Below are 26687 nucleotides of genomic sequence, written 5' to 3'. Positions count from 1 at the left end.
ACGTCAATTTCCGCACATTCGACCTCAACCTGCTGCGCGTCTTCGATGAGGTGATGGCGGAGCGCAACCTCACGCGCGCCGCCCGCAACCTCGCGATCACCCAGCCGGCCGTGAGCAATTCGCTGCGCCGCTTGCGCGAATTGCTGGGCGACGAGTTGGTGCGGCGTTCCGGTGCGGGCGTGGAACCCACGCCGCGCGCGCAAGCCCTCTGGCCGACGGTGCGCGACGCCTTGCGCCAGCTGCAGCACACGCTGGCGCCCGGCGAGTTCGATGCCGGCACCGCCGACACGACCTTCCTGCTGGCCATGGCCGACGCCACGGCCGCCGAACTCATGCCGGGCCTGGTGAAGATTGCGGAAGAAGAAGCCCCGGCCATCTCGCTGCGCGTGCTGCCGCTGACCACGCGCGACCCGCGCCGCATGCTGGAGCACGAAGAAGTCGACATGGCGATCGGCTACTTTCCTGCCGTGATCGCGAGCCTGGCGGCGCGCGGGCAATCAGGGGTGGGGGTGCCGTTCGAGACCCAGCGGCTCTACCTGGGCCAATATGTCTGCGTGATGCGACGCGGCCATCCGCTGGCCAGCGCACCGCTGACGCTCGACAGCTACTGCACGGCGCGACACCTGCTGGTGAGTTTTTCGGGGCGGCCGTACGGTTTCATCGACCAGACGCTGGGCGCCATGGGGCGCGAGCGGCGGATCGCGGTGACGGTGAACCAGTTCTTCACCGCCGGGCGCGTGGTCGCGAATTCGGACCTGCTGGCGGTGCTGCCGCGTCACTTCGTGAGCGTGACGGGCATCGAGAATCAGCTGGTGGTGCGGGACCTGCCCTTCGACCAGCCGCCGGTGCACGTGGATGCCATCTGGCACCGGCGCGCCCAGCATGGGCATTCGCACGAGTGGCTACGCACGGCGCTGTTGCGCTCGGCGGCCGCGGCGTTTGCGGGCTCGGTCCACGGGCAGGCGTGACCTGCCCTTGGATCCCGGGTGCGCCGCACGGGGCGGCGCGCGTCGGCGAATTACCTGACGACGCTGAGCCAGGCGGAAGCCGCCGCACGCAGCTCTTGCGCGTGGTGCGCACCGCGACCGGCACGGCTGTCGGCGCTTTCCATCAGCGCAGCGGCGTGGCTGGCGGGGGTCTGGCTCGGCGACGAACGGAAGAAACGGGCCACTTGGGCAAGAAGACTGAACATGACGGTGCGCGGCTTGTGGCTGCGACGGGGTTGATTAACGATGGATGTAGATTAAGGGTAATCCCTAGTAAAGCAAGCCCCAGGTTATGCATCTCACGCATAGTGCGATTCACCTAGACTGACCCGACGATGAAGCTGCAACTGCTCTCCGACCTCCACCTGGAATCCCACCCCAACTTTCATGCCGACCCCATCCCGGGCGCCGACCTGCTGGTGCTCGGGGGCGACATCGGCTCCTACCAGGAAGGCTCCCGCCTGACGGACACCGATTTCGGGCTGGGCCGCTTCTCGCCGCGCAAGGGCTGGCCAACGCCGGTGGTCTACGTGCCGGGCAACCACGAGTACGACAACCTCGATTTCGACGCGACGCATGGGCGCCTGCGGGCGCTGTGCGACGAGCTCGGCATCCTCTGGCTGGAGCGCGAGACGCTGGTCATCGAGGGCATCCGCTTCATCGGCACCACGCTGTGGGCCGATTTCGACGCACTGGTCGAGCCCCGCGACGGCCTCGCCGAGGCGCTCAAGAAGCGCGGCAAGGCGATGCGCGCGGCCGATTTCTACCTCGAGAAGATGGCCGGCACCCGCAACGGCAAGCCCTTCATGGCGGCCGAAATGAGAGAGCAAGCGCTCACCTGCCAAGCCTGGTTGCGCGACGCGCTGGCCCAGCCTTACGACGGCACGACGGTGGCCATCACCCACTTCGCGCCCAGCCTCGCCAGTGCCGATCCCCGCTACGGGCTCACGCCCGGCACCGCGGGTTTCTGCAATTCGCTCGACGAGCTGCTGCCGCACGCGCAGCTGTGGCTGCACGGCCACCTGCATTGCCCGTTCGACTATGTGAAGGACGGCTGCCGCGTGGTCGCCAATCCGCTGGGCTACCGCAGCAACGGCGAGCAAGAGGGCTACCAGCCCCAGCTGCTGATCGAGATCCGCTGACCGGCCGTTTCGCCGCTCAGGCGGTGCGCCCCTTGGCCACGAGCCGGATGCCCGGCATGAGCTCGGCCGCGAGTTCAGGCCGCTCCAGCGCGTAGTCCAGGTTCATGCGCGCGATCTCGACGTGCTCCTCGCCAAGCGCCTGGGCGCGCGAGCCCTGGCCGCGCTCGATGGCCTGCACCATCGCGTGGTGCGTGCGGTGCGCCTGGCGCATCCACTGCTGGCCCTCCTCCATCGACGACTGCATGGGCAGCATCGCACTGGGCGCGGCGAAGGGCTGGCCGCCGAGCATGTCCATCACGCGCTTGAGCGCGAGGTTGCCGCAGCCTTCGAGGATCAGCCGATGGAAACGGTCGTTCATCTCGACGTACGCAGCGTAGTCGTCGATCTCCATGCTGGGCTTGTTGACGGCGCGGTCGCCGTCTTCCAGGCAGTCCTTCAGGTCGCGCAGCAGCTGGCGCGACACGCCGTCTTCCGCCAGCAGGCGGGCGGCAAAGCCTTCGATCACGCCACGCACACGGATGGCATCGGCCACTTCCTGCGAGGTGAAGCGGCGCATCTGGTAGCCGCCGCTGGGCGACTGCTCGATGAGCCCTTCGTGCTCGAGGCTGGCCAGCGCCAGGCGCACCGGCGTGCGCGAGGCCCCGAGCTTCTCGGCCAGCGGGATCTCGGCCAGCCGCTCTCCAGGCACGAATTCGCCCTTGAGGATCAGGTCGCGCAGTTGCACGAGCACGCGGGATTGTTGGGAGTCCATCGGGAGGCGCCAGGGCAACAAGGAGAGGGATGAATGGGCGGATTCTAGGAGACCCGCCCGCCACTGCACGCAGCATAGCCAAACGGGCGCGGTTGTTGCATGCACTGCAAATAGAAGTGTGTCAAAAACACACAATCACCCCAGAGTTAACCCTATATATGACCGCTTCGAGCCCCAAAACAGGGCGAATCGGCCGATGAAAGTTTGACCTTTGTCAAAAATCACCAAGACAATGCATACAACTGCATGCAATGCCTGCAGGCCTTCTGACAAAGACCTCTCGATGGAGCCCGCACGATGATCAGCGCCGAGCAAAACGATTTCATCACCCGCGTCGGACCCGGCGCGCCCGCCGGCAAGCTGCTGCGCCGCTACTGGCAGCCGGTGGCCCTGGCCGACGAACTGGCGGGCCCGCGCCCGGTCAAGCCCGTGAAGCTCATGGGCCAGGACTTCGTGCTGTTTCGCGACGAGAGCGGCCAGCTCGGCATGCTCGACCGCGACTGCCCGCACCGCGGTGCCGACCTGGCCTTCGGCCGGCTGGAAAACGGCGGCATCCGCTGCGCCTTCCACGGCTGGCTGTTCGACGCCAAGGGCAACTGCCTGGAGACCCCGGCCGAGCCCGCCACCAGCAAGCTGTGCAGCCGCATCAAGCAGTCGGCCTACCCGGTGGTCGAGAAGGCCGGCATCGTCTTCGCGTACATCGGCGAGGGCGAGCCCCCGGCCTTCCCCGACTTCGACTGCTTCGTCGCGCCCGACAGCCACACCTTCGCGTTCAAGGGCCTCTTCGAATGCAACTGGCTGCAGGCGCTCGAGGTGGGCATCGACCCCGCGCACGCCTCGTACCTGCACCGCTTCTTCGAGGACGAAGACACCTCCGAGAGCTACGGCAAGCAGTTCCGCGGCGCCTCGGCCGACTCCGACATGCCCATCACCAAGGTGCTGCGCGAGTACGACCGCCCCGACATCAGCGTGGAGCCCACCGACTACGGCTTCCGCCTGAAGGCGCTGCGCAAGCTGTCGGAAGACACCACCCACGTGCGCGTGACCAACGTGGTGTTCCCGCAGGCCTTCGTGATCCCGATGAGCGCCGAGATGACCATCTCGCAGTGGCACGTGCCCGTGGACGACACGCACTGCTACTGGTACGCCGTGTTCACCAGCTTCACCGGCCCGGTCGACAAGCAGCAGATGCGCGACCAGCGCCTGAAGCTGTACGAGCTGCCCGACTACACCTCGCGCAAGAACAAGCGCAACAACTACGGCTTCAGCATCGAAGAACAGCTGACCGAGACCTACACCGGCATGGGCGACGACATCAACGTGCACGACCAGTGGGCGGTGGAGTCGCAGGGCGCCATCCAGGACCGCACGCGCGAGCACCTGGGCAGCACCGACAAGGGCATCATTGCCTACCGCCGCGTGCTGGTGAAGGCCATCGAGGCCACGCTCGCCGGCGACACCGCGCCGATGCTCATCGACGCCGCGCAGGCCAGCGCCATGACCGGCCCGCCGTCGATCGACGGCATCGGCAAGGTCGTCGATGAAGCCGCCACCGAGGCCTACTGGCAGGACGCCGACCGCGCGCGCCGCCTGAAGTCCGACTGGGCGTCTGCACGCCTGGCCGCAGCTGCTGCCGCTGCCTGAGCACGCGCCATGAACAGCCACACCTTCGTCGACCGCTTCGGTCTCTGGTCGGCCGACCAGCATGCGCAGGCGCGCGAACTCGTGCGCCGCATCGACAGCGGCGAGGTGGACACCGTCCGCTTCGCCTGGCCCGACCAGCACGGCCTGCTGCGCGGCAAGACCCTGGTCGCGGGCGAGGCGCGCTCGGCCCTGTGGGAGGGCGTGAACCTCACCTCCACCCTGCTGGCCAAGGACACCTCGCACAAGACCGTGTTCCCCGTGTTCACGCAGGGCGGCGGCTTCGCCATCGAGGGCCTGCAGGGCGGCGCCGACTTCACCATCGTGGCCGACCCCGCCACCTTCAAGGTGCTGCCCTGGGCACCGCGCACCGGCTGGATCCTGTGCGACGCCTACATGGCCGACGGCCGGCCCTGCCCCTTCGCCACGCGGCAGATCCTGCAGCGCGCGGTGGCGCAGCTCGACGAACTCGGGCTGGACTTCATCGCCGGCCTCGAGGTCGAGTTCCACGTCTTCAAGCTCGAAGACGCGCGCATGGGCCTGCCCGACTCGGGCCAGCCCGGCGAACCGCCGCGCGTGTCGCTGCTGTCGCATGGCCACCAGTACCTGACCGAGCTGCGCTACGACCGCGTCGACGGCCTCATGGAGCTGCTGCGCTCGCAGCTCGTGGCGCTCGGCCTGCCGCTGCGCTCGCTGGAGATCGAGTTCGGCCCGAGCCAGTTCGAGCTCACCTTCGGCCCCACGGCCGGCGTGACGCCCGCCGACACCATGGTGCTGCTGCGCAGCGCCATCAAGCAGATCTGCCAGCGCGCCGGCCTGCATGCCACCTTCATGTGCCGCCCGAAGATCCCGAACGTGATGTCCAGCGGCTGGCACCTGCACCAATCGCTGCGCCGCAAGAGCGACGGCGTCAACGCCTTCATGCCCGAACCCGGCGGACGCGACCTCAGCGAGATCGGCATGCACTACCTCGGCGGCCTGAAGGCGCACGCCTGCGGTGCGGCCGCGCTCGCCAGTCCGACGATCAACGGCTACCGCCGCTACCGCCCCTTCTCACTCGCGCCCGACCGCGCGATCTGGGCGCGCGACAACCGCGGCGCGATGCTACGGGTGCTCGGCGGCCCGGGCCAGAACGCCTCGCGCATCGAGAACCGCGTGGGCGAGCCGACCGCCAACCCGTACCTGTACCTCGCGTCGCAGCTGTTCTCGGGCCTGGACGGCATCCACAACAAGACCGACCCCGGCCCCTCGGCCGATGCGCCGTACGAAACGCCGGCGGAGCAACTGCCGCGATCGCTCGGCGACGCCCTCGCCTGCCTGCGCCGCGACGAGATGCTCAACGCGCAGATGGGCAAGACCTTCGTCGACTACCTGTGCCACATCAAGGAAGCGGAGATCGCCCGCTTCAACCTCGAAGTCTCGGAGTGGGAACACCGCGAGTACTTCGACATGTTCTGAACCCTTCAATGCCCACGATCCACTACATCCTCAAGGACGGCACCACGCGCGAGGTCGACGCCAAGGTCGGCGCCAGCGTGATGGAGACCGCCATCCGCGGCAACGTGCGCGGCATCGACGCCGAGTGCGGCGGCTGCTGCTCGTGCGCGACCTGCCACGTCTACGTCGACGATGCGTTCCTCGAACTGCTGCCGCCGCCCGACGACATGGAAAGCGCGCTGCTCGATGCCGTCGCGTCCGAGCGCCGGCCCGGTTCGCGCCTGAGTTGCCAGCTCAGCGTGAGCACCGCCCTCGATGGCCTCACGGTGCGTGTGCCCGATACACAGGTCTGACCAACGCGTCGGGCATCATCGCCCGCCGCCAAACATCCGGTTACAAACCAGCGGCGCCCGTGCGGCGCATTCCACTCCCACTGAAAGGCGTTTTTTCATGACGACGACGATGACCAAGCGAACCCTCCTCTCGACCCTGCTGCTCGCCGGCCTCGGCATGGCGGGCGCGGCCCAGGCCCAGACCACGGAGCCGCTGCGCATCGGCCTCATCGCGACCTACTCCGGCCCCTACGCCGACTACGGCCGCCAGTTCGACGCCGGCATCGCGCTCTATCTGAAGGAGCACGGCGGCAAGGTGGGCGGGCGCGCCGTCGAAATCATCAAGAAGGACACCGCCGGCCCGGCGCCCGACGCCGCCAAGCGCATCGCGCAGGAACTCATCGTGCGCGACAAGGTGAGCATCCTCACCGGCCTGGACTTCAGCCCCAACGCCTACGCCGTGGGCGCCATCGCCACGCAGGCCAAGATCCCCACGCTGGTGATGAACGCCGCCTCCTCGGCCATCACCACCAGCTCGCCCTACGTGGCGCGCCTGTCGTTCACCGTGCAGCAGGTCACCGACCCGATGGCGCGCTACATGCTCAAGCAGGGCGTGAAGGACGCCTACACCGTGGTCGCCGACTACGCCTCGGGCGTCGACGCCGAGACCGCGTTCAAGAAGGCCTTCACCGCCGGCGGCGGCAAGGTCTCGGGCGAGGTGCGCACGCCGATGAACAACCCCGACTTCTCGGCCTACGTGCAGCGCATCAAGGACGCCAAGCCCCAGGCCGTGTTCTTCTTCTTCCCCTCGGGCGTGATGCCGCCGGCCTTCCTCAAGGTGTGGAAGGAGCGCGGCATGGAGCAGGCCGGCATCAAGCTGTTCGCCACCGGCGAAGCCACCGACGACAGCTACCTGGACGCCACCGGCGACGTGGCGCTGGGCCTCGTGACCAGCCACCACTACTCGTTCGCGCACAACTCGCCGAAGAACCAGAAGTTCGTGAAGGACTTCGCCGCCGACAACGGCGCCAAGCTGCGCCCCAGCTACTTCGCCGTGACCGCCTACGACACCATGGCCGCCATCGACCTGGCACTGGCCAAGACCAAGGGCGACACCGGCGGCGACAAGTTCATGGACGCGCTCAAGGGCCTGAGCTTCGAGAGCCCGCGCGGCCCGATCGAGATCGACGCCGCCACGCGCGACATCGTGCAGACCGTCTACATCCGCAAGACCGAGCGCGCCAACGGCCAGCTGGTGAACGTGGAGTTCGACAAGTTCGAGCGCGTCAAGGACCCGGCCAAGGAAGCCGCTCCCAAGTAAGCCAACGCCAGCCAGCACGCAGCAAGCAGGAAATTCATGGGCATCGTGATCTTCGATGGAGTGGCCTACGGCATGCTCCTGTTTCTCATCGGCGTGGGCCTGTCCATCACGATGGGACTCATGAATTTCGTCAACCTCGCGCACGGCAGTTTCGCGATGGTGGGCGGCTACGCGGCCAGCGTGCTCATGAACCAGTGGGGCCTGGGCTTCGGGCTCTCGCTGGCGGCCGCCTTCGTTGCGGCGGCGGTGGTGGGCGCGGTGCTGGAGTTCGTGTTCTACCGGCGGCTGTACCGCGCGCACCCGCTGGACCAGGTGCTGCTGTCGATCGGCGTGGTGTTCGTCTCGATCGCCGCGTTCACCTACTTCTTCGGCCCGACGATGCAGCCCTTCACGCTGCCGAAGGCGCTCGAGGGCCAGGTGTCGCTGCTGGGCCTCGAAGTGGGCCGCTACCGCCTGTTCCTGATCGGCTGCGGCGTGGCCGTGCTGGTCGCGCTGCTGCTGGGCCTGGGCAAGACGCGCTACGGCGCGATGGTGCGCGCCGCGGTCGACAACCAGCGCGTGGCGGGCGGCACGGGCATCCACGTGCAGCGCCTGTTCTTCCTGACCTTCTCGCTGGGCTGCGGCCTGGCGGGCCTGGGCGGCGCGCTGAGCCTGGGCATGCTGGGGCTGGAGCCGTCGTTCCCGCTCAAGTACCTCGTCTACTTCCTGATGGTGGTGTGCGTGGGCGGTGCGGGCACCGTCACCGGGCCTTTCATCGCGGCGCTGCTGGTCGGCATCGTCGACGTGGCGGGCAAGTACTACCTGCCTGAAACGGGCGCCTTTCTCATCTATGTGTTCATGATCGTCATGCTGCTGGTGCGCCCGAACGGCATCGTCGCCAAGAAGGGGCTCGCATGAAGCCGCTGAGCCTGTCCCCCGCGCAACTGCGCGTGGCCGAAATCGCCTTCTGGCTCGCGCTCGCGTCGAGCTTCTTCCTTCTGCCCGACAAGCTCACGCTGATGAGCCAGATCATGATCTTCGGGCTCTTCGCCGTGTCGCTGGACATGGCGCTGGGCTACGCGGGCATCCTCACCGTGGGCCACGCCGCCTTCTTCGGCGCGGGCGCCTACGCGGCCGGCCTGCTCGCCAAGTACGGCTGGAGCGAGCCCTTCAGCGGCCTGGTGTTCGCGCTCGCCGTGTGCGGCCTGCTGGGCTACGTGCTGAGCTACCTCGTGGTGCGCGGCGCCGACCTCACGCGGCTGATGATCACCATCGGCGTGTGCGTGCTGCTGTTCGAGCTGGCCAACCGGCTCTCGGGCATCACGGGCGGCACCGACGGCCTGCAGGGCGTGGTGATCGCGCCCGTGCTCGGCCTGTTCGACTTCGACCTCTACGGCAAGACCGCGTTCGGCTATGCCTTCGGCGTGGTGCTCGCGATGTTCCTGCTGGTGCGGCTGGTGCTGCGCTCGCCCTTCGGCCTGGCGCTGCGCGGCATCCACGACAGCCGCAAGCGCATGACGGCCATCGGCTCGCCGGTGGAAGCGCGGCTGCGCATGGCCTATGCGATGTCGGCCGCGGTGGCCGGCGTGGCGGGCGCGCTGCTGGCGCAGACCACGCAGTTCGTGGGCATCGAGTCGATCAGCTTCAACCGCTCGGCCGAAGTGCTCATCATCCTCGTGCTCGGCGGCACCGGGCGGCTGTACGGCGGCCTCATCGGCGCCATCGTCTACATGCTGGTGCACGACTGGTTCGCCGACATGAACCCGCAGTACTGGATGTTCTGGCTCGGCATCTTCCTGATCGCGGCCGTCATGCTGGGGCGCGGCGGGATCATGGGTGCGCTCTCGCGCGTGGTCCGCACGGGGAAGGCGCGATGACCTCCACCACCACGAACACCACGCACGCGCTGCGCACGCAGAACCTGGGCATCCGCTTCGGCGCCTTCCAGGCCGTGAGCGAGGTCAACCTGTCGCTCGAGCCCGGTGCGCGGCAGGCGCTGATCGGCCCCAACGGCGCCGGCAAGACCACGCTCATCAACCTGCTCACGGGCGTGTTCAAGCCCACCAGCGGCCACATCCACCTGGGCCCGCGCGACATCACGCGCCTGCCCGGCGACAAGCGCGCCCGCATGGGGCTGGCGCGCACCTTCCAGATCAACACGCTGTTTCCCAGCCTCACGCCGCTGCTGTCGGTGGTGCTGGCCATCAGCGAGCGCGAAGGCCTGGGCGCCACGTGGTGGCGGCCGCTCAAGGGCTGCACCGCCGTGTTCGACGAAGCGCATGCGCTGCTGGCCACGCTGAAGCTCGACGCCCTGGCCGACGTGCCCGTGGCCGAGCTGGCCTACGGCAAGCAGCGGCTGCTCGAGATTGCGCTGGCGCTCGCCGCCAAGCCCCGCATCCTGCTGCTCGACGAGCCCGCGGCCGGCGTGCCGGAGGACGAGAGCGGCGAACTCTTCGAAGCCATTGCGGCGCTGCCGGCCGACATCAGCGTGCTCTTCATCGAGCACGACATGAAGCTCGTGTTCCGCTTTGCGCGCCGCATCTCGGTGCTGGTGGGCGGACGCATCCTCACCGAAGGCACGCCCGCCGAGATCGGCGCCGACCCGCGCGTGCGCGAGGTCTACCTGGGAAGCTCGCACCACCATGGCTGAAACCGCCGCACTGGCCTTCGACCGCGTCACCGCCGGCTACGGCAACGCCGTGGTCCTCGACCGCCTCGACTTCTCGCTGCGGCCCGGCGAAAGCCTGGCCATCCTGGGGCGCAACGGCGTGGGCAAGACCACGCTGCTCGAAACGCTGATGGGCAACACCCGCGTGATGCAGGGCGCGATCCGCTGGCAGGGCGCCGACATCACGCGCTGGCCCGCGCACCAGCGCGTGCGCGCGGGGCTGGGCTGGGTGCCGCAGGAGCGCGAGGTGTTCCCGTCGCTCACGGTGGAAGAAAACCTCACGGTGATCGCCCGCCCCGGCAGCTGGACCTTGCAGCGCGTGTACGAGTTCTTTCCGCGCCTGCGCGAGCGGCGCGGCAACTACGGCAACCAGCTCTCGGGCGGCGAGCAGCAGATGCTGGCCATCGGCCGCGCGCTCATGACCAACCCCAAGCTGCTGCTGCTCGACGAACCGATGGAAGGCCTCGCGCCGATCATCGTGGAAGAGCTGGCGGCAGCCATCCGGCGCCTGTGCGAATCGGAAGGCCTGGCCTCGATCGTGGTGGAGCAGCACCCGGTGCTGGCCCTGGACATGACGCACCAGGCGATCGTGCTGGAGCGCGGCACCGTCGTGCATGCGGGCCCGAGTGCGGCGCTGGCGGCCGACAAGGAGCTGCTCGAAGGCCTGCTGGGCGTGGGCATCGCCGAGGCGCCGGCCGGCTGAGCCCTCGCCTCACGCCAGGCCGATCCGCCGGGCCCGCACGAAGAAACGCCACGACGCCAGTCCGCCGGCGATGAGGCTCACGCCCCACGACAGCCACACGCAGGTGTAGAGGATGAAGGCCAGGCCGACGTCCACCACGGGCGCCAGGAAGGTCGTGTCCTTGCCGAACAGCACATGGGTGCCCAGGCCCCACCACACGAAGTACGGCAGCACGGCCAGGCACAGGCCGTAGACGAGGCTGGCCACCAGCGGGCCCAGGTACTCGCGCAGCACGGCCCAGCGCACGAGGAAGAACAGGACCAGGTCCAGCAGCACCAGGGCCAGCAGGCCGAGGCCCAGGATGAGTTCGAAGGTCATGGCCGCACTGTAAGCACGCCGGCCCGCGACAGCGCCGTGCGTGTGCCGGCGTACCGGCAGGCGCTACCGTGCGCCGCAGCGCGCGGTACGCCTCGGCCGCATCAGCTCAGCATCTGCCCGCGGCTGCCGATCACGGCCACGTCCACGAACTGGCCGCCTTCGCGGTTGGAGCGGCCGTAGTTGATCTTCACGCCACCCAGGTCGAAGTTCTCGATGCTCGCCATGCCGCCGAGCACGGCGGCGCGCGTCGGCGCGGGGCCGGCGCGGCGCAGGCCTTCGGCCAGCACGGCGGCGTTCATGTAGCCCTCCAGGCTGGTCAGCGAGAAGTCCTTGGTGCCGTTGGCCACCATGTCGGCCTGGTAGCGGCGCACGATCTCGAACTTGGTCGAGTACGGCGACGGCACCACGATCACGAAGCCCAGGCCGCGTGCCAGGTCGCCCATGGCCGACAGCGCGCTGGCCGTGATCGACAGGCCGTAGGCCGAGCTGCTGTTGCCCGCGCCGCGCAGCGCCTTCAGGAACACCGGCGCCGTGCCGGCCAGGCCGACCACCACCACCTGCGGCTTGGCCTTGGCGATGGCCTCGGCGGCCGGGCCCACTTCCATGCTCGTGGTGTTGGGCGTGGTGGCGATCACCGCCGGCTCCAGCTTGGCCTTGGCCAGCGCGTTCTTGAACGCCGCCAGCACGGACTGGCCCAGCGGGTCGTTGGAATGCACGAGGCCGATGCGGGTCTGGCCCAGCACGGCGGCCGTGCTCACCAGCTTGTCGACCTCCTGGTCGTAGTTGGCGCGCACCCAGAAGGTGTTGGGAGAGGTCTTCTTGCGCAGCGCGATGGTGCCGGTGATCGGGCCGACCACGGCCATGCCGGGCACCGCGTCCATCACCTCGGCGGTCTGGCGCGTGCCCAGCGGGTGCACCAGCGCGAGCACCGAGCTGTCTTTTTCGAAGGCCAGCGCGTTGGCCTTGGCCACCTCGGGCTTGAAGGTGTCGTCGGCCATCACGAGCTCGACCTTGCTGCCGTGAATGCCGCCAGCCTTGTTCAGCGCGTTGAAGAACGCGCTGGAGCCCTGGTACAGCCCCTGGCCGTTGGCCTTTTCCACGCTGCTGTTGTCGAAGGTCGTCCCGATGCGGATCGCACGGTTCTGCGCGAACGCCGGAAATCCCAGCCCGACGCCGGCCGCGGCGGCCGTCGTGGCGGCCAGCCCGGAAAGGGCACGGCGGCGGCTGGTGGAAAGCGGCGCGGTCGACTCGCGCGGCACGGGGACGGTCATGATCAAAGCCTCCAATAGTCGGTGACAAAAGTTCACATTTCAAACAGAAATGTAACGCACCTCACTGGATCGGTCATGACAAACCCTAAAGCAGCTCCTCGCCCACGATGGGTAAAAGCAGCCAGTTCTTGAAGCGCAGCCAGAGGAATTCGCCCGGTTCGTCCTCGTGCACGATGTCGCCGCCGGCGTCGTCGTATTCGAGCCACTGCACGCGCCGCCCGCCCGGCGCGAGCCGCAGCCGGTAGCCCAGGTTGACGCGCTCGCCGTTCATGAGCTTGTCGTAGTCCTGCACCAGCCGGGGGCTGTCGATCACCAGCCCCATCTCGGTGTTGACGGCGGCCGAGCGGTGGTCGAGGTTCATCGAGCCGACAAAAAAGCGCTGGTCGTCCACGATGGCCAGCTTGGCGTGCAGCCGGCTGATCGACTTGCCGAAATCGCCGAAGCGCCCCGACCGCCCGGAGAGCGTGGGCGCGATCTCGTAGATGGTCACGCCGATCTTCAGCATGTCGGCGCGGTAGCGCTCGTAGCCCGCATAGGCCAGCGGCTCGTCGGTGGCGCCCAGCGAGTTGGTGATGACCGTGATGCGCCCGCCGCGCTCGATGGCCGTCTTCATCATCGCCATGCCGCGCGCACCCGGAATGAAGTACGGCGAGCCGATCTTCACCTCGTGCTTCGCCGCCTGGATCACGCCGAGCGCGCCCTCGGTCACGCTGCCGCCGTAGGCCGCCTCGGCCTTGCGCGTGATCTTGTCGGGGTCGTCCACGAACAGCGTGGCCGGCGCCCAGTAGCGGTCGATGCGGCCCGTGGTGAGCTGCTCGCCGACCGGCGACTTGCCCAGCACGTCGCGCTGCTGCATGGGCACGTCGGGCACGGCCGCGCGCGCCAGGGCGTCGAATCGCCGCTGGGCTTCCTCGAGCGGCAGGCGCTGCGGCACGATGCGCTCGATGGGCCAGGCGTGCTCGCTGTTCCAGTAGCGGTCGAAGCCCTCGGACATGCGCCGCACGATCGGCCCGCTGGAGAGCACGTCCATGTCGATGAAGTTCGCCGCCGTGCTGCGCATGAAGTACTCGTTGGCGATGTTGCGCCCGCCCGAGACCGCGAAGCTGTTGTCGGCCACCAGCAGCTTGTTGTGCATGCGGTGGTTGATGCGCCCGAAGTCGCCCAGCGAGAACAGCAGCCGCGCGGGCAGCGAGCCGGCGCGCGAGGGCAGCGGGTTGAACAGCCGCACCTCGATGTTCGGGAAGGCCGAGAGGCTGCTGAACACCTCGTCCTCGCCCGCCGTGTACAGGTCGTCCACCAGCAGCCGCACGCGCACCCCGCGCGCGGCGGCCTCGCGCAGCTCCTTGAGGAACAGCAGGCCGACGTCGTCGTTGCTGATCAGGTAGTACTGCACGTCGAGCGATTTCTGCGCGTGCCGCGCCAGCGAGATGCGCGCGTCGAACGCGAACGCCGCCTCGGGCAGCAGCCGGAAGCCCGACAGCCCCGCCGCCCCGCCCTGCGGCGCGTCCTGGGCGGCCAGCCGGCCCAGGTCGGTGTCGGCCACGTCGGTGATCGCGTTCGTGAGCACCGGGTGCGGCTGCGGCGGCGGCAGGCTGGCGCAGCCCGCGAGCCACGCGAGGGCCAGCCCGCTCGACACCAGGGCGACGAAGCGACGAAGGCGGAACAGGGCGGCGGCCATGGGTCGCACTGTAGCGCCGCAGAGCCCGGCCGGGGCGGCATGCCGCCCTATGATCAACGGCACACACGGCAGCCAACGAAAAGAAGGAAAAAACGCGTGCTCAATGGGTTGTGGCTGGGGTTCTTCGGGATGGCGGCGCTCGCAGCGCTGGGACGGTGGCTCGTCGGCGGCGACCCGACCGTGTTCGCGGCGCTGGTCGAAAGCCTGTTCGCGATGGCGCGGCTGGCCGTCGAGGTGATGGTGCTGCTGTTCGGCACGCTCACGCTGTGGCTGGGCTTCCTGCGCATCGCCGAAACCGCCGGCCTCGTCGGCTGGCTCGCGCGCCTGCTCGGGCCGCTGTTCAGGCGGCTGATGCCGGGCGTGCCGGCCGGGCACCCCGCGCTCGGGCTCATCACGATGAACTTCGCGGCCAATGCGCTGGGGCTGGACAACGCCGCCACGCCGATCGGCCTGAAGGCCATGCGCGAGCTGCAGCGACTGAACCCCGACCCCGTGACGGCCACCAACGCGCAGATCCTGTTCCTGGTGCTCAACGCCTCGTCACTGACCTTGCTTCCCGTCACCATCTTCATGTACCGGGCGCAACAGGGCGCGAGCGACCCGACGCTGGTGTTCCTGCCGATCCTCCTGGCCACGAGCGCCTCGACGCTGGTGGGCCTGCTGTCGGTGGCGGTGGTGCAGCGCCTGCGGCTGTGGGACCCGGTGGTGCTGGCCTACCTGGTGCCGGGCGCGCTGCTGCTGGGCGGCTTCATGGCGCTCTTGGGCACGCTGTCGGCTGCGGCCATCGCCTCGCTGTCGTCGCTGCTGGGCAACCTCACGCTGTTCGGCGTGATCATCGTGTTCCTGGCGGCCGGCGCGATCCGGCGCGTGAAGGTCTACGAGGCCTTTGTCGAAGGCGCGAAGGAAGGCTTCGACATCGCGAAGCACCTGCTGCCCTACCTCGTCGCGATGCTGTGCGCGGTGGGCGTGCTGCGCGCCTCGGGCGCGCTCGACTTCGCGCTCGACGGCCTGCGCTGGCTGGTGCAGGCCGGCGGCTGGGACGCACGTTTTGTCGACGCGATGCCGACGGCGCTCGTCAAGCCCTTCTCGGGCAGCGCGGCCCGCGCCATGCTCATCGAGACCATGAAGACCCAGGGCGTCGACAGCTTCCCCGCGCTGGTGGCCGCCACCATCCAGGGCAGCACCGAGACCACGTTCTACGTGCTGGCGGTGTACTTCGGCGCCGTGGGCATCCAGCGCGCCCGGCACACCGTGACCTGTGCCTTGCTGGCGGAGCTGGCGGGGGTGGTGGCTGCGATTGCGGTCTGCTACTGGTTCTTCGGCTGAGCCCGCTTACTTGCGGGGCTCGACCACCGGGAACATCAGGTCGAAGTTGTCGAGCATCCCGAACAGCTCGCCCAGCTTCGCCCGGTTGCCGTCGATCTTCACGAGCCCCGACTGCACCGCTTCCGGAAAGGTCGTCTGCTTCAGCGTGATCGCATCGAGCGTCGCCCGGCTCAATGTGACCGTGGCATCCGCGCCGGCAGCCTGCTGGTTCTTCACGTGCGTGAGCGCCGAGTTCTCCAGCGTCAGCACGAACTTCTGGTTCGAATCGGTGAAGTTCCAGTTGACCACCATCGTCTTGCCCTCGGCCTTGGCCGCATCGAGCCGCACGCCGAGGAAGTCGAAGAAGAGCTCGTTGCTCACCGCCTTCAGCGTGTCACCGTTCGCGCTGCTGCCGCCCGGGATCTTCGGCACGCCGTTGCGCAGTTCCATCGCGCCCACCAGGTAGGCGCTGCGCCAGGTGCCGGCCTCCGACTGGTAGCCCAGCTGTTCGAGCGCGTCGGCGCCGAGTTCGCGTGCCGCGCGGTTCGCCGGGTCGGCGTACACCACCTGGCTCATCGCGCTGGCCACCCAGCGGTACTCGCCCTTCTTGAAGTCTTCGCGGGCGCGCGCCACCACCGCGTCGGCGCCGCCCATGTACTCGACCGTCTTCTTCGCCTGCGCCACCGGCGGCAGCGGGTTCAGGTTGGCCGGGTTGGCGTCGTACCAGCCCAGGTACTTCTGGTAGACCGCCTTCGCGTTGTGGCGCAGCGTGCCGTAGTAGCCGCGCGTGGACCACTCCTGCTCCAGGCTCGCGGGCATGCGCAGCGTCTCGGCGATCTCGGACGCCGTGTAGCCGTGGTTCAGCAGGCGCAGCGACTGGTCGTTGATGAACTTGTACATGTCGCGCTGCTTCTTCAGCAGGTCGACGATGCGTTCGCGCCCCGTGGTGGGCCAGTGGTGCTGCGCGATGAGCACGTCGGTCTTGTCGCCGAAGGCCACGCGCGCCTCGTCGATGTATTTGGCCCACAGGTTGCCGTCACGCACCTCGGCGCCGCGGATCGTGTACAGGTTGTGCATGTTGTGCGTCACGTCCTCGGCCATGTTGAGCACGCGGAACTGCGGCATGTACATGAGCATCTCGGACGGCGCCTCGGAGCCCGGCACCAGCTGGAACACGATCTGCACGCCGTCGATGGTGCGCTCCTCGGTGGTCTTCTCGATGGTCGAGGTGGGCGCGATCAGCGTCACGCTGCCGCGCGCCAGCGCCTTGCCCAGGCCCGTGTCGACCTGCCCGCGCGCGCCCGGCGGCAGCAGCGTGCCGAACTGGTACTGCGAGCGGCGGTTCATCGCATTGCCCGCCAGGATGTTCTCGGCCACCGCCGACTCCATGAAACCCGAGGGCGCGATCACCTGCACCTTGCCCGCGGCCACGTCGGCCTCGCTGACCACGCCCTTCACGCCGCCGAAATGGTCGGCGTGGCCGTGCGTGTAGATCACCGTGCCGACCGGCTTCTTCGGGCGATGCTGGTAGTACAGCTCGAGCGCGGCGCGCGCGGTCTCGGCGGCCAGCAGCGGGTCGATCACGATCAGCGAGGTGTCGCCCTCGACGATGGTGACGTTCGCCAGGTCGAAGCCGCGCACCTGGTAGACCCGGTCAGTCACCTTGAACAGGCCGTGAATGGCATTGAGCTGCGCCTGCCGCCACAGGCTCGGGTTGACCGTGTCGGCCGCCTCATTCGCCTTCAGGAAGTCGTAGGGCTTCATGTTCCAGACCGGGCGCGGGCCGGCGCCCGTCACCAGCGCGTCGGGCACGGTGCCGATGAAGCCGCGCATCGCGTCCTCGAAGTCCTGCTTGTTCGCAAAGGGCAGCGCCTTCGCCATGTCGGCGTTGGCCTTCAGCGTGACGGGCTCGGCCGCCTTGGGCGCGACCACCGGCTGCGCCGTGGCGGTGAAGGCGCAGGCCCAGGCGACGAGGGCCAGGGAGAAACGGGTAGGCGCGAAAGAAGCGGCAGAAGCAATGCGGGTCATCGATGTCTCGGGGTTGGGTCTGTCGGACGACGGGGGCACGGGAAGGCAGCGGCCGATTTTCGGAAGCGCCCAACCCCTTGGCAAATGCAAAATGTGCGCTTGCTTTTGAACCGAAACGCAAAATGCAGCTGCGCCACCTCCAGCACCTGATCGCCCTCGCCGAGCAAGGCAGCTTCGGGCGTGCCGCGCAGGCCGTGCACCTGTCGCAGCCCGCGCTCTCGCGCAGCATCGACGCGCTGGAGCAGGCGCTGAAGGCTCGCCTCATCGACCGCGCCTACGGCACCGTGCGCTTCACGCAGGCCGGCGAGCTGGTGCTGGCGCGGGCCCGCGAGCTGGTCGCCGACGCGCGGCAGATCCAGCGCGAGGTGCAGCAGCTCGAAGGCCTCACGCTCGGCAGCCTCAACGTGGGCCTGGGCCCGTTCGCGGCCGGGCTGCTCGGGCGCGCGGCGCTCTCGCTCATGACGCAGCGCCACCCGCAGCTGCTGATGCGCATGGAAGTGGCCGACACCCCCACCCTCAGCGAGCGCCTGCACCGGCGCCAGATCGACCTGTTCATCGCCGACACCCGCGACCTGAAGAAGCAGCCTGGCCTGAAGCTGGCGCGGCTGCCCAACGTGCCGGTGTCCTTCTTCGTGCGGCCCCGGCACCCGCTGCTCAGGCAGCCGGCGCCTGTCACGCTCGAGCAGCTCATGGACTACCCGGTGGCCGGCCCCAACCTGCCGGCCGAGGTGGCCGCGCATTTCGACCGGCAGATCCGCCGCACCGACCGCGGCGTGTTCAACGTGACCTGCGACGACGCCGACACGCTGCGGCACCTCGCGCTCACGGCCCACGCGGTGATCCTCGCGCCCCACGCGCCCGGCCTCGCGCCCGAGACCGCCGCGCTCGCGCCGCTGGCCGTGGCGGGCCTGTCGCGCATGCGCACCCACTACAGCCTGGTGACGCTGGCAGGCCGCACGCCCTCGGCCGCCGCCACGGTCTATACCCGGCTGGTGACCGAGTTGCTCGGGCCGGTTCAGCAGCCCGCCAGAGCCTGAGCCAAAATGGCCCCTTCTCCGCCGCTCACCGCCTTGCCGTCCGTTCTCCCGTGACCACTTCCCGCCGGGCCCAGCCCCCCACCTTCTCGCCCGGCGAATTCCGCAAGGCACTCGGCATGTTCGCCACCGGCGTGACCATCGTCACCGCACGCGCGGCCGACGGCAGCCTGGTCGGCCTCACGGCCAACTCGTTCAACTCGGTGTCGCTGGCGCCGCCGCTGGTGCTGTGGAGCCTGGCGCGCGCGGCGGCGTCGATGTCGGCGCTGCGCGCCGGCTCGCACTACGCGGTCAACATCCTGGCCGCCAACCAGAAGGCGCTGGCGGAGCGCTTCGCCACCAAGAACATCGACCGCTGGGCCGACGTGGCCTACACCGACGGCCTGGGCGGCGCGCCGGTGCTGCAGGGCGCGGCGGCCAGCTTCGAGTGCTTCAACCGCAGCCGCTACGACGAAGGCGACCACGTGATCTTCGTGGGCGAGGTGGAGCGCTGCACGCACGACCCCGACGCCTCGCCGCTGTTGTTCCACGGCGGGCGCTTCTACACCGAGCACCCGTTGTGAAGCACCCCGCGCTGCTGGCCGTCCTGCTGCTCGCTGCGCGGATTGCCACGGCGCAGGGCACGCCCGAGCCGCCATCGCCGCTGCGGCAGAACTGGTTCGACGACCCCTTCTTCCAGGTCGCCGCGGGCCTGCCGGCCTGCCCCATGCCGCAGGGCCCCTACTACACCGCCGAGGAGCGCCGCGCGCAGACCCACTCGCGGCTGGAGCGCGGCACCAGCTGCTGGCTCGCCGGCAAGTGCACCGACAGCAACGCCTACCGCTACGACAAGCCGCTCGCGCCGAAGGTGCGTGCCGCGCTGCTCGCGGTGCCGGGCGTGCGCCGCAGCAGCGTGTGGGTCACGGTGCAGCGCCGCTGGGTCTACCTGCAGGGCTGCGTGCCCGACGCGGCGCTGGCCCGCAAGCTCGAGCGCGCGGCGCGCACCGTGCCCGACGTCGAGACCGTGGTGCCCGACCTGATGGTGGGCACGCGCGGCAAGCCGCCCTACCCGCTGGCCGGGCACTGAGCGGCGCCGCACGGCGCGGGCGCCGTCGCGCTACGATCATCGGATGAATTCGGCGGCTGTTCGCCGTCTTTGCAGCCACCGACTGACCGCGAATGATCCAGCGCAAGACCCACCTCGACTCCCTGGCCATCGGCCTGCTCATCGTCTGCTGCGCGTTCTGGGGCCTGCAGCAGATCCTCATCAAGACCACCGTGACCGAGGTGCCGCCGCTGTGGCAGGCCACGGTGCGCATGGTCGGCGCGGTGGCGCTGCTGTGGCTGTGGTGCGCAGTGCGGCGCGTGCCGCTGTTCGAGCGCGACGGCACGCTGTGGCCCGGGCTGCTGGCCGGCCTGCTGTTCGCGGGCGAGTTCGCCGGCATCTACCTGGGGCTGCAGCACACCAGCGCCTCGCGGCTCACGGTGTTCCTCTACACGGCCCCGTTCTGGGTCTCGCTGCTGCTGCCGCGCTGGGTGCCGGCCGAGCGGCTGCGCGGCTTCCAGTGGCTGGGCCTGTTCATCGCGTTCGCGGGCGTGGTGCTGGCCTTCAGCGAAGGCTTCGGCCACATGAGTTCGTCGCAGCTCATCGGCGACGGCATGGCGCTGGCGGCCGGCATGCTCTGGGGCCTGACCACGCTCACGCTGCGCACCACGCGCCTGGCCACGGCCAGCGCCGAAAAAACGCTGTTCTACCAAGTCGCCGTGACGGCCGCCGTGTGCTCCCTGCTGTCGCTCGCGCTGGGCGAAACCTGGGGCTTCTCGTACTCCGCCTGGGCCTGGACCTCCATCGGCCTGCAGACGGTAGTGGGCGCCTTCGCCAGCTACCTCACCTGGATGTGGCTGCTGCGGCACTATCCGGCCACGCAGATGTCGTCCTTCACCTTTCTCACGCCGCTGTTCGCGCTGATCTTCGGCGTGGCACTGCTGAAGGAGCCGCTCACGCTGCAGCTGGTGGTGGCGCTGATCGGCGTGGCGCTGGGCATCGTGCTGGTGAACCGGCGGCCTGCGGTACAACGCCCGGCATGAGCAAGAAACTCCACCGGTTCCAGCCCGTCCTCGACGAGATCGTCGCCACCCTGCGCCTGCAGCTCGGCCAGGGCGGCACCGTGGCCAGCTACATCCCGGCGCTGGCGCGCGTCGATGCGCGGCAGTTCGGCATCGCGCTGCGCACCTGCGACGGCGAGGAAGCCGGCGCGGGCGACTTCGAGACGCCCTTCTCCATTCAAAGCGTGTCCAAGCTCTTCACGCTCACGCTCGCCATGCAGCGCATGGGCGACGCGCTGTGGGAGCGCATCGGGCGCGAGCCCTCGGGCAACCCCTTCAACTCGCTGGTGCAGCTGGAGAACGAGCAGGGCAAGCCGCGCAACCCCTTCATCAATGCCGGCGCCATCGCGGTGGCCGACCGGCTCGTGAGCCAGGCCAACGCCAGGGGCGGTAGCGCCAAGGCCGACATCCTCGCGCTCATGACCAGCCTGTGCGGCGAGCGCATCGGCTTCGACGGCGAGGTGGCGCAGTCGGAAGCCGACACGGGCTTTCGCAACGTCGCACTGGCCAACTTCATGAAGAGCTTCGGCAAGATCGACAACGACGTGGCCGAGGTGCTCGACACCTACTTCCACCAGTGCGCGCTGCGCATGAGCTGCCGCCAGCTCGCGCGCGCCGCCGCCTTCCTGTGCCGCGACGGCGCGCACCCGATCGCCGGCGAGCCCGAGGTCACGGGCGAGCGGCAGACGCGCCGCATCAATTCGCTGATGCTCACCTGCGGCACCTACGACGCGGCCGGCGACGTGGCCTTCTCGATCGGCCTGCCCTGCAAGAGCGGCGTGGGCGGCGGCATCGTCGCGGTGGTGCCCGACCAGCTCACGCTGTGCGTGTGGTCGCCGGCGCTCGATGCCACCGGCAATTCGCTGCTGGGCATGAAGGCGCTGGAGATGTTCGTGGCGCGCACCGGGCTGTCGGTGTTCTGACCCCCGCTCAGGCCGCGACGGCCACGGGCGCCACGGGCAGGCAGCCCATGCCGTCGAGCGCGGCCTCCACGGCTTCTTCGAGCGGCGTGTGCGGCTCGCGGCCCAGGAAGGCCACCAGCTTCGCGTTGTCCATGCCCACGGGCGTGCGCCACAGGTAGCGCATCTCGCGCAGTTCGCGAAAGGTGACGACGAAGGGCGAGGCCAGCGCCAGCAGCCACCACGGGAAGGCCGACACGCGCACCTGGGCGCCGGTGCGCCGGGCCACCACCTTGCGGATCGCGTCGCTCATGCGCGTGCCGTCGGCGTCCCAATGGCCGGCCATGTGGAAGCGCGCGAAGGGCGCGAGCCGGTCGCGCCGCGCCAGCAGCTCGACCATGGTGCGGGCCACGTCCGGCAGGTACGACCACTGGTGGCCCACACCGGGGTCGCCGGGGCGGCTGACGGCCCGGACGGGCTGGCCCGCCTTCACCAGCCCCTGCGAGAACCAGTTGTTGCCGGCCTTCGGACCGAAGAAGTCGCCGGCGCGCACGATCAGCACGCGCGCGCCTTCGCGGCTGGCGTCTTCGAGGCGCCTTTCCATCTCGACGCGGATCGCACCCTTGGCGGTGAGCGGGCGCTGCGGCGAGTCTTCGGCCAGCAGCGGGAAGGCATCGGGACCGAAGTTGTAGACCGTGCCGGGCAGGACGACGGTCGCGCCCTCGGCCTTCGCGGCGGCCAGGGTGCTGTCGAGCATCGGCAGCACCAGCTCCGACCAGCCGCGGTAGCCCGGCGGATTGACCGCATGCACGATGACCGCGCAGCCCTTCGCGGCCCGTCGCACGGCCTGCGCGTCCATCGCATCGCCGGCCAGCCAGGTGATGCCCTCGCGCTTCCCCTCGACCGCGCCGCGCTTCAAAGCGCGCACCTCCCAGCCCGCATCGCACAGCTGGCGGGCCACCTCGCCGCCGATGCCGCCCGTGGCGCCGAGCACCAGAACCGTGTTGTCGTTGCGTGCCATGAAATGCTCCTGAACAGTGATCGATGGGTGAATTCTGGGCAGGATGGGGTTCGAATGGAATTGCCGAACATGCACCATCGGTCATACATTTCCGTATGACATGGAACATCAGCTGGGAGCTGTACCGCTCCTTCCTCGGCGTGCTGCGCGAAGGCTCGCTCTCGGGCGCGGCGCGCGCACTCGGCATCACGCAACCCACCGTCGGGCGCCACGTGGCAGCGCTCGAAGAGGCGCTCGGCGTGGTGCTCTTCACCCGCTCGCAGGTGGGGCTGCTGCCCACCGAAGTGGCGCTGGCGCTGCGCACGCATGCCGAGGCCATGGAAAGCACTGCGGCCTCGCTGCAGCGCGCGGCCAGCAGCCAGGGCGACGGCGTGCGCGGCGTGGTGCGGGTGTCGGTCAGCGAGGTGGTCGCGGTGGAGGTGCTGCCGCCCGTCGTGGCGCGGCTGCGCGAAGCGCACCCGGCGCTGAAGGTCGAGCTGGTGTCGACCAACCGCGTGCAAGACCTGCTGCGCCGCGAGGCCGACATCGCCGTGCGCATGGTGCGGCCCCGGCAGGCGCAGCTGGTGGCGCGCCGCATCGGGAACATCGAGCTGGGCTTTCATGCGCACACCAGCTACCTCGCGCGCCACGGCACGCCGCGCACGCCCGACGACCTGGCGGCGCATGCACTCATCGGCTACGACCAGCCCTCGGCCTTCGTGCGCGAGGCGATCAAGTCCTTCAAGTCGGTCACGGGCTTCACGCGCGACGCCTTTGCGCTGCGCACCGACAGCGACCTCGCGCAGCTGGCCCTCATTCGCGCGGGCGCGGGCATCGGCGTGTGCCAGGTGGGCCTGGCGAAACGCGACGCCGCGCTGGTGCGCCTGCTGCCGCGCGCGCTCTCGCTCAAGCTCGACACCTGGGTCACGATGCACGAAGACCTGCGCCACAGCCCGCGCTGCCGCGTGGCCTTCGATGCGCTGATCGAGGGCTTGCAACAGTACGTGGGCGCGGCGGCGGCCCCCGCGCCCCGGGCGACAATGCCCCGCGCAAGACCCAAAGCTTCTCCCTGAATGACGACGACCGACTCCCCCGACCACCTCCCCCTGCAGGAACCCCGCCTCTGGCGCGACGACCTCTGGACCGCCCGCATCATCAAGAACGAGGAAGACGACGGCTGGGCCGTCGAGATGACCCGCCACGGCGACCCCGAGCCCGCGCTCGTCGGCCCCTGGACCATGGGCCGCGACAAGAAGAACCCCAAGCCGCTGGACACCCCCGCCTTCCACACGCTGGTGAAGACCGCCGCCGAGGTGATCCGCCGCCACGAGCAGCAGCTGCACGCCACGCTCAACAAGAGCGTGACGGTCACCGCGCGCAACGAGCAGCGCATCCGCGTGGCGCTGTCGATCGTGCCCGACGAAGACAACCCCTCGGCCACGCTCACGGCGTATGACGATGCCGACGACTCGGAGCTGGCGAGCGTGAACGTGTCGCCCGCGTTCCGGCTCACGACCTCGAGCGCCACCGCGTGGATCGAGTCGGACTACGCACGCCCGCGCAGCTGATGTGTTCAGGCGCTGCGCGCGAATAGCACACGCGCCGCCCTTTCGCCAATTAGCGAAAGAGCGTATGTTCACGCCGGGGTGAGTTGAGAAGAATCCGCCCCAACGAGCAATCGTTCCCAGTCATACGACGCCCGCTGCCAGTGCTGCCAGCGAGGTGTCGGGCAATTAAGCCCGAATCGGTTTCACCACCGGTTCGGGCTTTTTTGTTTTTTCGGTCGCAACAACGCCTTTTTCAAACGGATGCGCGCCATCCGGTGGCGCAGCCTTGCCCGGAGAAAACGCACTGGCAGCACAGCGCTCGTTTGCAGGGGCCGCGCGGCGGGAGGAGACACCCAAAACGCGGTGCCGAAGGTCGGATGTTCCTGATGACTCGCACAAAACCAAAGCAAAGGAATTTGACATGACGAACGCTTTCAACCGCCGCCAGATCGTGAAGACCGGCGGCTCGATGATCGTGCTGGGCGCCGCCGGCGGCGTGGCCGGCCTGGCCCGCGCGCAGGACGGCGCCACCGTGAAGCTCGGCCTGCTGCATTCGCTCTCGGGCACCATCGCCATCGCCGAGGCCTCGCTGGTCGACGCCGAGAAGCTGGCCATCGAGGAGATCAACGCCGCCGGCGGCGTGATGGGCAAGAAGATCGAGGCCGTGGTCGAAGACGGCGCGAGCGAGAACTCGGTGTTCGCCGAGAAGGCCCGCAAGCTGCTGGAGCGCGACAAGGTGGCGGCCATCATCGGCTGCTACACCTCGGCCTCGCGCAAGGCGCTGCTGCCAGTGCTCAACCAGGCCAAGGGCCTGCTGTTCTATCCGACCTACTACGAGGGCCAGGAGCAGGACAAGCGCGTGTTCTATCCCTCGCAGGAAGCCACGCAGTCGGTGATCGCGGCGGTGGAATGGATGGCGCGCGAGAAGGGCAAGAACTTCTTCCTCGTCGGCTCCGACTACATCTACCCGCGCACCTGCAACAAGATCGCCAAGCCCGCCATCGCGAAGGCCGGCGGCAAGGTGCTCGGCGAGGAGTACGCGCCGCTGGGCCACACCGAGTTCTCGTCGATCATCAACAAGATCAAGGCCGCCAAGCCCGACTGCATCTACAGCACGGTGGTGGGCGGCTCCAACGTCGCCTTCTACAAGCAGCTGCGCGCGGCGGGCCTCGATGGCGCGAAGCAGGTGCTGCTGTCGACCGTGGTGTCCGAGAACGAGATCGACGGCATCGGCAAGGACAACGCCGCGGGCTACTACGCCTGCATGGGCTACTTCCAGAGCATCAAGTCGCCGGCCAACGAGAAGTTCGTGAAGGCCTTCAAGGCCAAGTACGGTCAGGACCGCGTGATCGGCGACCCGATGGAGGTGGCCTACAACAGCGTGTACCTGTGGAAGCTGGCGGTGGAAAAGGCCAAGTCCTTCGACGTGGACAAGGTCACGGCCGCCGCCGCGGGCGTGGAGATCGAGGCACCCGAGGGCACGGTGCGCATCCACGCCACCAACCACCATGTGTGGAAGAAGGTGCGCGTGGGCCGCGCGCGGCCCGACGGGCAGTTCGACATCGTGTGGGAATCGCCGCAGCTGGTCGAGCCCAACCCTTTCCCGAAGGTCTGAACGCGATGAACTTCGACATCGCGGTGATGCAGGTGTTCAACGGCGTGAGCCTGTTCACCATCCTGCTGCTCATGGCCATCGGGCTGGCCATCGTGTTCGGCCTGATGGGCGTCATCAACATGGCGCACGGCGAGCTGATGGCGCTGGGCGCCTACATGACCTACCTGGCGGCGCGCTTCTTCGCGCACTACGCGCCGGGCTTCATGGACCTGTACCTGTTCGCCGCGATTCCGTTCGCGTTCGCCGTGACCTTCGCGTTCGGCTATGTGCTGGAGCGGGGCTTCATCCGCTTCTTCTACGACCGCCCGCTGGACACCCTGCTGGCCACCTGGGGCCTGAGCCTCATGCTGCAGCAGGCCTACCGCTCGATCTTCGGCGCGCAGGAAGTGAGCGTGCCGCTGGCCTCGTGGCTGGCGGGGGCGTGGGAGCCGACGGCGGGCATCCAGCTGCCGCTGAACCGCATCTTCATCGTCGGGCTCACGGCCCTGGTGGCGGTCGGCGTGTACCTGCTGCTGTACCGCACGCCGTGGGGGCTGAAGGTGCGCGCGGTGACGCAGAACCGCGCCATTGCCGGCGCGGTGGGCATCGACACGCACCGCGTCGACGCGATGACCTTCGCGCTGGGCTCGGGCCTGGCGGGCATCGCGGGCGCGGTGTTCACGATGATCGGCTCGACCAACCCCGGCACGGGCCAGCTGTACATCGTCGACTCGTTCATCGTGGTGGTGTTCGGCGGCGTGCAGAGCCTCATCGGCACCGCGCTCTCGGGCTTTGCCATCGCGCAGTCGCAGACCTGGCTCGAGTACCTCATGAGCGGCTCGATGGCCAAGGCCACGATCCTGCTGCTGGTGATCGCGGTGCTGTACTTCCGGCCCAACGGCCTGTTCGCCACGCGGTCGAGGAGCTGA

General features: G+C 68.9%; 27 protein-coding genes (1 of these 27 only partly in view). 20 read left to right on the top strand and 7 right to left on the bottom strand.

Annotation, left to right across the window (positions count from 1 at the left end):
• Positions 1-968, top strand: partial view of a LysR family transcriptional regulator gene (locus ACAM52_RS00905; RefSeq protein ID WP_062470498.1) — the 3' portion only. 4 nt of this gene lie to the left of the window's left edge; the window shows 968 of its 972 coding nt (coding positions 5-972); its start codon lies off the left edge, out of view; its stop codon occupies positions 966-968.
• A gap of 50 nt (positions 969-1018) precedes the next feature.
• On the opposite strand, the gene ACAM52_RS00900 is transcribed toward ACAM52_RS00905, so the two are convergent.
• The gene (locus ACAM52_RS00900; RefSeq protein WP_167394953.1) at positions 1019-1192 is read right to left on the bottom strand and encodes a hypothetical protein; all 174 of its coding nucleotides are present in this window, start codon (positions 1190-1192) and stop codon (positions 1019-1021) included.
• A gap of 129 nt (positions 1193-1321) precedes the next feature.
• Between ACAM52_RS00900 and ACAM52_RS00895 the strand changes: the two genes are divergently transcribed.
• Positions 1322-2128: a metallophosphoesterase gene (locus ACAM52_RS00895; protein WP_369645829.1), complete on the top strand. Its 807-nt coding sequence runs from the start codon at positions 1322-1324 to the stop codon at positions 2126-2128.
• Positions 2129-2144: 16 nt separating this feature from the next.
• Here the strand turns inward: ACAM52_RS00895 and ACAM52_RS00890 are convergent, their stop codons facing one another.
• On the bottom strand, positions 2145-2879 hold the full coding sequence (locus tag ACAM52_RS00890; protein WP_062470492.1) for a GntR family transcriptional regulator: 735 nt from the start codon (positions 2877-2879) through the stop codon (positions 2145-2147).
• A gap of 297 nt (positions 2880-3176) precedes the next feature.
• On the opposite strand from ACAM52_RS00890, the gene ACAM52_RS00885 reads away from it, so the two are divergent.
• From ACAM52_RS00885 to ACAM52_RS00850, 8 genes are all read left to right on the top strand, one after another.
• On the top strand, positions 3177-4523 hold the full coding sequence (locus tag ACAM52_RS00885; RefSeq protein ID WP_369645828.1) for a Rieske 2Fe-2S domain-containing protein: 1347 nt from the start codon (positions 3177-3179) through the stop codon (positions 4521-4523).
• Positions 4524-4532: 9 nt separating this feature from the next.
• A complete protein-coding gene (locus ACAM52_RS00880; protein WP_369645827.1) occupies positions 4533-5978 on the top strand; it encodes a glutamine synthetase family protein in 1446 nt (481 codons plus the stop codon).
• Between the two features lie 8 nt (positions 5979-5986).
• Positions 5987-6310 (top strand): 2Fe-2S iron-sulfur cluster-binding protein, encoded by a 324-nt coding sequence (locus ACAM52_RS00875; protein ID WP_307582678.1) that lies wholly within the window; start codon positions 5987-5989, stop codon positions 6308-6310.
• A gap of 97 nt (positions 6311-6407) precedes the next feature.
• Positions 6408-7610, top strand: a complete 1203-nt coding sequence (locus tag ACAM52_RS00870) for an ABC transporter substrate-binding protein (protein ID WP_307582676.1) — start codon at positions 6408-6410, stop codon at positions 7608-7610.
• Positions 7611-7646: 36 nt separating this feature from the next.
• The gene (locus ACAM52_RS00865) at positions 7647-8507 is read left to right on the top strand and encodes a branched-chain amino acid ABC transporter permease (protein WP_062470478.1); all 861 of its coding nucleotides are present in this window, start codon (positions 7647-7649) and stop codon (positions 8505-8507) included.
• Positions 8504-9466, top strand: a complete 963-nt coding sequence (locus ACAM52_RS00860) for a branched-chain amino acid ABC transporter permease (protein WP_307582673.1) — start codon at positions 8504-8506, stop codon at positions 9464-9466. Before ACAM52_RS00865 ends, ACAM52_RS00860 begins: the two co-directional genes overlap by 4 nt.
• Positions 9463-10239 carry an ABC transporter ATP-binding protein gene (locus ACAM52_RS00855; protein WP_369645826.1) on the top strand — a complete coding sequence of 259 codons (777 nt, stop codon included), beginning with the start codon at positions 9463-9465 and terminating at the stop codon, positions 10237-10239. Before ACAM52_RS00860 ends, ACAM52_RS00855 begins: the two co-directional genes overlap by 4 nt.
• Positions 10232-10960: an ABC transporter ATP-binding protein gene (locus tag ACAM52_RS00850; RefSeq protein WP_369645825.1), complete on the top strand. Its 729-nt coding sequence runs from the start codon at positions 10232-10234 to the stop codon at positions 10958-10960. The genes ACAM52_RS00855 and ACAM52_RS00850 overlap by 8 nt, the downstream gene beginning before the upstream one ends.
• A gap of 9 nt (positions 10961-10969) precedes the next feature.
• On the opposite strand, the gene ACAM52_RS00845 is transcribed toward ACAM52_RS00850, so the two are convergent.
• The 3 genes from ACAM52_RS00845 to ACAM52_RS00835 form a co-directional block, all read right to left on the bottom strand.
• On the bottom strand, positions 10970-11317 hold the full coding sequence (locus ACAM52_RS00845) for a hypothetical protein (RefSeq protein ID WP_369645824.1): 348 nt from the start codon (positions 11315-11317) through the stop codon (positions 10970-10972).
• A 101-nt stretch (positions 11318-11418) separates the two neighbouring features.
• A complete protein-coding gene (locus ACAM52_RS00840) occupies positions 11419-12588 on the bottom strand; it encodes an ABC transporter substrate-binding protein (RefSeq protein WP_070061347.1) in 1170 nt (389 codons plus the stop codon).
• Positions 12589-12673: 85 nt separating this feature from the next.
• Positions 12674-14266 carry a phospholipase D family protein gene (locus ACAM52_RS00835; protein WP_369645823.1) on the bottom strand — a complete coding sequence of 531 codons (1593 nt, stop codon included), beginning with the start codon at positions 14264-14266 and terminating at the stop codon, positions 12674-12676.
• A gap of 96 nt (positions 14267-14362) precedes the next feature.
• Here ACAM52_RS00835 and ACAM52_RS00830 point away from each other — a divergent pair, with 96 nt between their 5' ends.
• Positions 14363-15592: a nucleoside recognition domain-containing protein gene (locus ACAM52_RS00830; protein WP_369645822.1), complete on the top strand. Its 1230-nt coding sequence runs from the start codon at positions 14363-14365 to the stop codon at positions 15590-15592.
• Positions 15593-15598: 6 nt separating this feature from the next.
• Here the strand turns inward: ACAM52_RS00830 and ACAM52_RS00825 are convergent, their stop codons facing one another.
• Positions 15599-17599 carry an alkyl/aryl-sulfatase gene (locus ACAM52_RS00825; RefSeq protein ID WP_062470459.1) on the bottom strand — a complete coding sequence of 667 codons (2001 nt, stop codon included), beginning with the start codon at positions 17597-17599 and terminating at the stop codon, positions 15599-15601.
• A gap of 122 nt (positions 17600-17721) precedes the next feature.
• On the opposite strand from ACAM52_RS00825, the gene ACAM52_RS00820 reads away from it, so the two are divergent.
• The 5 genes from ACAM52_RS00820 to ACAM52_RS00800 all read left to right on the top strand — a co-directional run bounded on the left by ACAM52_RS00820 (position 17722) and on the right by ACAM52_RS00800 (position 21641).
• The gene (locus ACAM52_RS00820) at positions 17722-18636 is read left to right on the top strand and encodes a LysR family transcriptional regulator (RefSeq protein WP_062470457.1); all 915 of its coding nucleotides are present in this window, start codon (positions 17722-17724) and stop codon (positions 18634-18636) included.
• 50 nt (positions 18637-18686) lie between these two features.
• Positions 18687-19196, top strand: coding sequence for a flavin reductase family protein (locus ACAM52_RS00815; RefSeq protein WP_139703538.1), 510 nt, complete (start codon positions 18687-18689; stop codon positions 19194-19196).
• On the top strand, positions 19193-19699 hold the full coding sequence (locus tag ACAM52_RS00810) for a BON domain-containing protein (protein ID WP_369645821.1): 507 nt from the start codon (positions 19193-19195) through the stop codon (positions 19697-19699). Before ACAM52_RS00815 ends, ACAM52_RS00810 begins: the two co-directional genes overlap by 4 nt.
• A 92-nt stretch (positions 19700-19791) precedes the next feature.
• Positions 19792-20700 (top strand): DMT family transporter, encoded by a 909-nt coding sequence (locus tag ACAM52_RS00805; protein WP_369645820.1) that lies wholly within the window; start codon positions 19792-19794, stop codon positions 20698-20700.
• Positions 20697-21641, top strand: a complete 945-nt coding sequence (locus tag ACAM52_RS00800; protein WP_369645819.1) for a glutaminase — start codon at positions 20697-20699, stop codon at positions 21639-21641. Before ACAM52_RS00805 ends, ACAM52_RS00800 begins: the two co-directional genes overlap by 4 nt.
• A gap of 7 nt (positions 21642-21648) precedes the next feature.
• On the opposite strand, the gene ACAM52_RS00795 is transcribed toward ACAM52_RS00800, so the two are convergent.
• Positions 21649-22638 (bottom strand): NAD-dependent epimerase/dehydratase family protein, encoded by a 990-nt coding sequence (locus ACAM52_RS00795; RefSeq protein WP_369645818.1) that lies wholly within the window; start codon positions 22636-22638, stop codon positions 21649-21651.
• Positions 22639-22733: 95 nt separating this feature from the next.
• Here ACAM52_RS00795 and ACAM52_RS00790 point away from each other — a divergent pair, with 95 nt between their 5' ends.
• From ACAM52_RS00790 to urtB, 4 genes are all read left to right on the top strand, one after another.
• Positions 22734-23690 (top strand): LysR family transcriptional regulator, encoded by a 957-nt coding sequence (locus ACAM52_RS00790; RefSeq protein WP_369645817.1) that lies wholly within the window; start codon positions 22734-22736, stop codon positions 23688-23690.
• Positions 23691-24185 carry a hypothetical protein gene (locus ACAM52_RS00785; RefSeq protein WP_307696772.1) on the top strand — a complete coding sequence of 165 codons (495 nt, stop codon included), beginning with the start codon at positions 23691-23693 and terminating at the stop codon, positions 24183-24185.
• A gap of 400 nt (positions 24186-24585) precedes the next feature.
• Positions 24586-25779, top strand: coding sequence for an urea ABC transporter substrate-binding protein (gene urtA / locus ACAM52_RS00780; protein WP_369645816.1), 1194 nt, complete (start codon positions 24586-24588; stop codon positions 25777-25779).
• Between the two features lie 5 nt (positions 25780-25784).
• Entirely contained in the window at positions 25785-26687 is a 903-nt protein-coding gene (urtB, locus tag ACAM52_RS00775) for an urea ABC transporter permease subunit UrtB (RefSeq protein ID WP_062470432.1), read from the top strand.

The sequence above is a fragment of the Variovorax sp. V118 genome, assembly GCF_041154445.1.
In the GTDB taxonomy this organism is placed as follows: domain Bacteria; phylum Pseudomonadota; class Gammaproteobacteria; order Burkholderiales; family Burkholderiaceae_C; genus Variovorax; species Variovorax boronicumulans.
The sequence above is the reverse complement of the archived record's forward strand: the minus strand, read 5'-3'. Positions and strand labels throughout refer to the sequence as shown.